The organism is Streptomyces marinisediminis, assembly GCF_026262575.1.
Taxonomy (GTDB): Bacteria; Actinomycetota; Actinomycetes; order Streptomycetales; family Streptomycetaceae; genus Streptomyces; species Streptomyces marinisediminis.
Genome location: NZ_JAPKFL010000016.1, coordinates 148,537 through 156,669, shown reverse-complemented (window position 1 = coordinate 156,669; position 8,133 = coordinate 148,537). Strand labels below are relative to the sequence as shown.

Genomic DNA, 8,133 nt, shown 5'->3' with positions numbered 1-8,133 from the left:
AGACTGATGCCGAACACCCATACGCCGGTGGTGTAGACGGCCAGCGTCACCAGGATGACGGCGGTCGCGTTGAGCAGGACTCCGCCCCGGATCATCTGTCCGATCGTCACGTGGCCGGAGCTGAAGACCACCGCGTTGGGCGGGGTGGCGACCGGGAGCATGAACGCGCAGGTGGCGGCGAGCGCCACGGGCAGCGCAAGGAGCATCACGTCCTGGTCGAGCCCGACGGCGACCGCCGCCATGATGGGGACGAAGGTGGCGGTGGTGGCGGTGTTGCTGGTCAGCTCGGTCAGCAGCAGGATCACCACGGCGATGACGAGGACCAGCAGCAGAACGGGCAGCGCGTCGAGTCCGCCGACCTGGTCGCCGATCCACGGGCCCAGCCCGCTGGCGTCCGCGCCGAACTGTCCGGAGAGGCTGAGCCCGCCTCCGAAGAGCAGCAGGATGCCCCACGGCAGATCCCGGGTGTCCTCCCAGGCGAGCACCCGCCTGCCGCCGCCCCGCTCGGCGGGCAGGGTGAACAGCAGCAGTGCCGCCAGCATCGCGACGCCCGCGTCCGAGGTGTGCTCCGCCACCCAGGTCACATGCGGCTTGAGGACGCCGACCAGCACCCAGGACGCCGCGGCCCCGGCGAAGACGGCCAGCACCGTCCACTGGGGCCGGTCCATGCGGCCGAGCGCCCGCTTGCGTTCCTCGATCATCTCGCGGGCCCCGGCGATCTCGGTGATCTTCGGCTTGAAGACCACCCGGGTGAGCACCAGCCAGGCGAGCACCAGGAACACGGCGGCTACCGGCACGCCGAAGAGCATCCACTGGAAGAAGCTGATGTCGATGCCGTACTCCGCCTTCAGGTGGCTCTGCAGGAAGGCGTTCGGCGGGGTACCGATGACCGTGCCGAGCGAGCCGATGGACGCCGCGTAGGCGATACCGAGCATCAGGGCGGTGGCGAAGTTGGGGTCCTGACGCCCGTCCCGCAGTTGGGCGACCAGGCCCAGGACGGCCACCCCGATGGGCAGCATCATCACGGCGGTGGCGGTGTTGGAGATCCACATGCTCAGCAGGCCGGTGGCCAGCATGAAGCCGCCGATCATCCGTACCGGACTGGTGCCCACGAGGAGCACGGTGCCGAGGGCGAACCGGGTGTGCAGGTTCCACCGCGTCATGGCCAGGGCGATGATGAAGCCGCCCATGAACAGAAAGATGGTGGCGCTCGCGTAGGGAGCGGCGACGTCCCCTACGGGAGCGACGCCCAGCAGCGGCATCAGCACCAGCGGCGCCAGCGCGGTGGCCGCCAGCGGGATGGCCTCGGTCATCCACCACACGGCCATCAAGGTGGCCACCGCGGCGACGCTCTTGCCGTCCGCGGACAGCGAGTCGGGGAGCACGAACCGCACGATGAGCGCGAGCACCACCCCGGCCGCGAGGCCGATCCACTGGCGCGGCGCCACCTCGCGGGCGGGGGCGTCCCCCGGCTGGCTCTCGGCCTCGGTCACTGACATACGCGCTCCCTCGTCAGGTGGTTCTTGGTGGATGCCATAGGCCGAGGTCGACGGTGCACGTGCGGACCGGCCGGCGACGGTGCTCGTGCGGACCGGCCGACGGACGGACGGACGCCGGCGGACGTGCCGACTGCGCGGGGGCGCTGGGTGGTGTGCCTCACCGCCGACCGCGGGGGTAGCCCGTGGACCAGCACCGGTCCCCTCCGTTCCGTCCCGCTCTCCCCGTCGTGACCTCGCCGCCGCGCGGTCTGGGGTGCCGCCGGCGGACGAGGAAAGTAGCACCAGGTGGACGTCGGTGAGACCGCCGCCGTGCGCGAGGTGACCGCGACGGCGCTGCCGTGGAGGGCCGCCCGGCCGCGAGGCAGGCGGCGTCGAGGAAGGCGGGCCCGGACGCGGTGACGGGCGAGATGCCCAGGTCACCGCCCTGTCCTGCGGACCCGGCCGGCGGCGGGAGGGTGCGGTCCGGCTGCGGCATAGCCGACAGGCCCGCCGGACAACGTCCACGGAAACGTTGTCGGTGCCGGACAACGGAATTCCGCGGACGGTCCTTACGGTGATCAGCGAATCCGGCCGTACCCAGGGCCGCGGCCCGCCCGGGCCGGTACTTCGGCCGGCACCTCGACGGCACTGCCGCAGGACAGGCCGCTTCTTCCAGACAGGAGCACCCGCAGTGAAACGTAGATCCCTGCTGACCGCGTCCGGCGCCACGGCCGTGGCGCTGTCCGGCATGAGCACCGTCCCGGCCCAGGCCCAGGCCCAGGCCCAGGCCCGGGGCGGCCCGGCCGGACGTGTGCTGGAGAAGGTGTCGATGCGCAGCCGCGTGCTCGGTACCGACGTGTTGTACTCCCTCTACCTCCCGCCCGGCCGTCGCCGCGGGCGCAGGTATCCGGTGCTCTGCCTGCTGCACGGGCTCGGGGGCTCGCACACCGACTGGCTGCGGCTGGGGCAGGCCCGGCGGATTCTGGACCGGGCGATCGCCCGTCGCCGCATCCCCCCGCTGGTCGTGGCCATGCCCGACGCGCGGCGCGACCCGGCCACGCCCGGGGACCGGCAGCCGGCGACGTACTACATGAACGACGCGGACGGCTCGTTTCGGTACGCCGACATGATCATGGAGGAGTTCCTGCCCCACATCGAGGACCGCTACCACGCGGGAGGCGCGGCCGAGCGGAGGAGCCTGGGCGGCCTCTCCATGGGGGGATTCGGCGCGCTGTCGTTCGCCCTGCGTGCGCCCGGGTGGTTCGCGGCGTCGTTCGCGCTCAGCGCGGGCATCCGGACGGACGCCGAGCACATGGCGCTCGACCTGGAGGGATACAACTGGCGTTACGCCCGTGCCTGGGGCGCCGACCTGAGGGGGCGGGACCGGCTCAACGACCTCTACCGGCAGTGGAACGTGCTCGACACCATCAACCGCACCGATACGGAAACCCTCTCGCGGACCGCCTGGTACCTGGACTGCGGCGCTTACGACCAGTTCTTCGCGGGGAACGCCGACCTGCACATGGCGCTCACCCGTAAGAAGGTGGAGCACCGCTTCATGTCCCGGGAAGGCGCCCACGAGTGGTCGTACTGGATCAGCGGGCTGCCCACCGCACTGGACTTCCTCGCCGACCACCTCGTCGCGGAGCGCTGACCGTGCGCGCACTCCTCCCCATCTTCTCGCCCGCCGGCCCCGTGTCAGGACGGCGGCGGGCCGGCCACCACCCGGTACTCCTCTCGCTCGGCGCGGCCGTCCTTCTCGGGGTGGCGACGGGCGGTGTCACGACCGCGTCCGCCGCACCTGCCGCGCCCGCCGACAGCGCCACGCTCCACGTAGACGGGGCCCCGGGGATCCCCCTGCCCGATGTGTCGGGGCCCGTGCCGCAGACCGGCGCCTCGCACGCCTTCGGCGGGGCGGCCCATCAGCGCGTACCGGAGCGTCTCGAGCGTTACGGCTACACCGAGGGGGAGTACCTCGTTTCCGGCAGGGCCAACGTCTACGACTGGCCGGAACCGGGACCAGCCCGAGTACGGACCGGCGACGCCCCCTACACGACCCGCATGCTGGTGCGGCAGCCGGAGAACCCGCGCCGGTTCAGCGGCAACGTCGTGGTCGAGATGCTCAACCCCTCCAACATGTTCGACCTCAACATCGGCTGGGCCGCCATGCGCCGCCAGATCGTGCGGAACGGGGACGCCTGGGTCGGCATCACCGCCAAGCCCGTGGCCGTCGAGGCGCTGAAGAACTTCGACCCGCAGCGCTACGGAGCGCTCTCCATGGCCAATCCGCTGCCGCTGCACGACGAGCGCAACTGCACGGACCTGCAGTCCTTGTTCCCCGGTGACAGTTCGCGCGCGACGGAGAACGGGCTGGTCTGGGACATGTACCGGCAGGTCGGCGCGCTGCTCCGCAGCGACCGGGGGACGAGTCCGGTGCGCGGCGTGCAAAAGCTCTACGGCTTCGGCTACTCGCAGACCGGCGGCTATCTGCAGACCTACATCGGTGCCGTGCACCCCCTGGACGTCCGCGCCCTCGGTCGGCCCCTGTTCGACGGCTACATCGTCGCGGCCTCCGGCGGGCGGTTCGTCGGAGCCATGCCGGTCAACCAGTGTGCCGCGGCTCCGCCGCCGGGAGATCCGCGTCAGCGGTTCCGGGACGTGGGCGTGCCGATCATGCACGTCATGACCCAGTCCGACTATCTGACGGGGAGGGATGCCCGGCGCCCCGACAGCGACACACCGGGCGACCGCTTCCGTTACTACGAGATGGCCGGTGCCGGGCACGCCACCCCCGAGGAGCTGCTGTACTCCGCGTCCGGCGCCGACATCGAGGCCGCCGGCCGCAAGGTCCCGCCCATGGCGTGCGACGAGGGGCCGCGCAGCCGCCTGCCGGGCCACATCTTCTTCGACGCCATGCTCAGCAACCTCGACCGGTGGGTCCGGCACGGCGTCGCCCCACCGCGCGCGGAGCCCATCGAGGTCGCGGACGGCGAGCCGGTCCTGGACCGGTTCGGCAACGTACGCGGAGGACTGCGCTCCCCCTACCTCGACGTACCCACCAGCACCTGGAACGGCAGCTCGACGGGGGCCTCGTTCTGCGCCATCGCCGGGCACGAGGTGCCCTTCACCCACGAACGCCTCAGGGAGCTCTACCCCTCGCACGGCAGCTACGTGCGGGCGGTCGCCCGTTCCGTGCGGCAGCTGGTCGCCGACCGGTTTCTGACCCCCGCGGACGGGCGGGCGGTGCTGCGCGAGGCGGCCTCCGCCGACGTCCCCTGACCCAGCACCCCGGCAAGCGCCCGGCACCCACCGGGCAGTCGGGAAGCGGCCACCGAGCACCACCCGGCGACCGCCGACACCCCCCACCTCGGACGACCACAGGAGGTCACCATGAAGCACCGTTCCCGTCCCCGCGCGTACCAGCGGCTGACGAAAGGCGCCGGTGCGGTCGCCCTCGGCACGGCGCTGTGCGCCACCGGCCTGACTCCCGCCTCCGCCGCCGACGCGGCGGCGGAGCCGGAGTTCCCGCGCGGGCCCGTCCCGACGGCCGAGGCCCTGCGGCAGCAGGACGGGCCGTTCGAGATCGCGACGGCCACCGTGCCCGACCAGCCCACCTTCGACGGCGGGACGCTCTACTACCCGACCGACGACAGCGAAGGTACGTTCGGCGCCATAGCGGTCTCCCCCGGGTACACCGGCCGTCAGGACTCCATCTCCTGGTACGGCCGGACGCTGGCCTCGCATGGCTTCGTGGTCTTCACCATCGACACGGAGTCCGTGTACGACCAGCCCGACGCGCGCGGTGAGCAACTGCTCGACGCGCTGGACCACATCACGGAGCGGAGCGCCGTGAAGGACCGGGTCGATCCCGACCGCCTGGCCGTCGCCGGACACTCCATGGGCGGCGGCGGCGCCCTGCGCGCCTCGTACCTCCGTCCCACCCTCCGGGCGAGCCTCCCGATCACCCCGTACCACTGGTGGAAGAGCTGGTCCAACACCACGGTACCCACCATGATCTTCGGTGGTGAGAACGACGGCGTCACCCCCGTGGGACAACACGCCGAGCCGTTCTATGAGAGCCACGGGTCGCGGGACAAGGCGTATCTGGAGCTCAACGACGGTACCCACCTCACCCCGACCGGCTTCGACGGCACCCTCGCGCAGTACACCGTGTCCTGGCTGAAGCTCCAGGTCGACAACGACAGCCGCTACGAGCGGTTCCTGTGCCCGCCGCCGCAGGCGGACAACGACACCATCGAGGAGTACCGGAGCACCCACTGCACCTGAGCCGTCCCCTCCCCCGGCGCTCCCGGCCGGGGAGCGCGGTGCGGCGCGCTCCCCGGCCGGGACTCTGGCCGCCAGCCACGCCGGGAGTGGGAGTCACCCGTGCGTGGCGAACCAGACGGCGATCTGGGCCCGTTTGCGGGCGCCGAGCCGGTCGAGGATGTTCTGTACGTGACTGTCCACGGTGCGCTGCGAGATCACCAGCGTCGCCGCGATGTCCCGGTTGGACATGCCACGGGCGACCAGGTCGGCGATCTGCCACTGCCGTGCGGTCAGCACCTCGGGCCGGCCCGGGTCCTCGCCCGTCGCCCCGCCCAGCGCGTACCGTACCGCGCTCGCCTCCGTCATCCTCCGGCCGGCCGCGAAGGCCTGGGCGAAGGCGTGCTCCCCCAGCGCGGCCAGCGTGCTGGTCCGGTGGGCGCGATGCGGGCCGGAGACCGCGACCTGCGGATCGGACCCGCAGGCCCGCCACAGCGTCGCCGCCGCGCCGAAGAGGGTGGCCGACCTCTGGTACTCGCCCTTCCGGTCGGCGATCCACGCGAAGCCTTCCAGCAGATAGGCGGCACCGGGGCCAGCGCCGATCCTCATCTGGTGGTGCAGGGCCTTGCGGGCGAGGTCCTCGGCCGCACCGACGTCACCGCGCTCCACCTCCAGATAGGCCAGCCCGAACTGGGCCATGACGAGGTAGTGCGTCTCCCCCCGGGCCTCGCAGAGCGCGGCCATCCGGTGCAGCGCGCGCCTGCCTTCGACCAGGTCGCCCCGGCGGTAACCGGAGGTCACCCCGAAGATCCACAGCGGGTGCATCTCCCGCCGGACCTCGCCCTGGGCGCGGAACGCCTCGGCGGCCTCGGCCGCCAGCTCGGCGGCCCGCGGGTCGACCCCGATCTGCGCGGCGAGCGCGCGTACATAGGTGAGGAAGGCCGTGACCAGCTCGTCGCCACGGGCCGCCGCCAGCGCTTCCACCCGGTCCAGCCGCGCGGCCGCACCGTCCAGGTCCAGGCTCCAGACGGTGTGCAGCGCGCACACCGCCATGGCCCACAGCCGGTCGGGGTGGTCGGGCGCGGTCATGTCGAGCGCCCGGTCGAGCCACTGGCGGCACTCCCGGCTGTGGCCGAAGAACCACCAGTACTCGTCGAGCCTGGCGGCGATCCTCAGCACCGCACCGGCCTCGCCGGCCTCGGACAGAGACCACTCCAGGGCGGCCCGCAGGTTCGCGTGCTCCAGCCGCAGCCGGCCGAACCACGCGGACTGCTCCGCGCTCATCAGCTCCGCGTCGGCCAGCGCGGTCAGCTCGTCGATCCAGTCCCGGTGCCTGCGGGAGACGCGTACCTTCTCACCGGCCTCCTCCTGGAGCTCCTGGCCCCGCTCGCGGAGGGTTTCCAGCATGCGGTAGCGGACGACGCCCTCGTGCTCCTCGCGGAGCAGCACGCACTTGTCCAGCAGGCCCTCCACGGCGTCGAGGACGTCCTCGCCCCCGGCGTCCAGGCCCGTGCACACATGCTCGACGGCGGCGAGGTCGAACGTTCCCGCGAAGACGGACGCCCGCCGCCAGACGGCCCGCTCGGCCGGCGAGCACAGGGAATAGCTCCAGTCGATCGTGGCGCGCAGCGTCCTCTGGCGCTCCGGAGCCGTGCGCGGGCCGGAGGTGAGCAGCGGCAGCCGCCGCCGGAGCCGGTCGGCGATCTGCTGGGGCGACAGGGACCGGAGCCGGGCCGCGGCGAGTTCGATGGCCAGCGGCAGGCCCTCCAACCGTCGGCAGATCCGTACCACCGCGAGGCTGTTGTCCGTGGTGAGGCGGAAGTCCGGCACCACGGCCGAGGCACGTTCCGCGAAGAGGGCCACCGCGTCGTACCGGACCAGTTCGGGCGGGGAAGCCGCCGCGCCCTCGCCGGGCACGGCGAGCGGATCGACCCGCAGGACGCGCTCCCCCACCACCCCGAGAGACTGCCTGCTGGTGCCCAGCACGACCACCCGGGGGCATTCGGCCAGGACCGCGGCGACGAAGGGCGCCACCGCGGTCACCACATGCTCGCAGTTGTCCAGCACCAGCAGGCGTGCCTGTTCGCGCAGATGGCTCACCACGAGCCCGAGGGCGGCCCGGCCGGACTGATTGCGCAGCCCCAGACGAGTGGCGACCAGGTCGGGCAGCAGCGTGCCGTCGCGGAGCTCGGTGAGATCGACGAAATCGGCGCCGCCGCTGAACTCCCGGGCCGTCTGCGCCGCCACCGCCCGGGCGAGACGGGTCTTGCCCACGCCGCCGGGACCGGTGAGCGTCACGAGCCGTCCCGGACGCAACGCGGCACGGACCTCGGCCGACTCGCGCCGTCTGCCGATGTAGGGCGTGGCGTCGCGCGGCAGGTTCATTTCGGCC

At 72.4% G+C, this 8,133-nt stretch carries 5 protein-coding genes; 3 read left to right on the top strand and 2 right to left on the bottom strand.

The genetic code is table 11. The features are described from left to right. Positions 1 to 1,499, bottom strand: a 1,499-nt coding sequence (locus OSB71_RS15360) for an SLC13 family permease (protein ID WP_265948571.1), incomplete at its 3' end; no start/stop codon positions are given. A gap of 670 nt (positions 1,500 to 2,169) precedes the next feature. Here OSB71_RS15360 and OSB71_RS15355 point away from each other — a divergent pair. The 3 genes from OSB71_RS15355 to OSB71_RS15345 all read left to right on the top strand — a co-directional run bounded on the left by OSB71_RS15355 (position 2,170) and on the right by OSB71_RS15345 (position 5,765). Beyond that, positions 2,170 to 3,132 (top strand): alpha/beta hydrolase, encoded by a 963-nt coding sequence (locus OSB71_RS15355; RefSeq protein WP_265948570.1) that lies wholly within the window; start codon positions 2,170 to 2,172, stop codon positions 3,130 to 3,132. Between the two features lie 224 nt (positions 3,133 to 3,356). Continuing rightward, positions 3,357 to 4,757 carry an alpha/beta hydrolase domain-containing protein gene (locus tag OSB71_RS15350; protein ID WP_265948568.1) on the top strand — a complete coding sequence of 467 codons (1,401 nt, stop codon included), beginning with the start codon at positions 3,357 to 3,359 and terminating at the stop codon, positions 4,755 to 4,757. 111 nt (positions 4,758 to 4,868) lie between these two features. Continuing rightward, positions 4,869 to 5,765: an alpha/beta hydrolase family protein gene (locus tag OSB71_RS15345; protein WP_265948567.1), complete on the top strand. Its 897-nt coding sequence runs from the start codon at positions 4,869 to 4,871 to the stop codon at positions 5,763 to 5,765. Between the two features lie 93 nt (positions 5,766 to 5,858). Here OSB71_RS15345 and OSB71_RS15340 read toward each other — a convergent pair whose 3' ends face one another. After that, entirely contained in the window at positions 5,859 to 8,126 is a 2,268-nt protein-coding gene (locus OSB71_RS15340) for an ATP-binding protein (RefSeq protein ID WP_265948565.1), read from the bottom strand. Between the last annotated feature and the right edge of the window lie 7 nt (positions 8,127 to 8,133).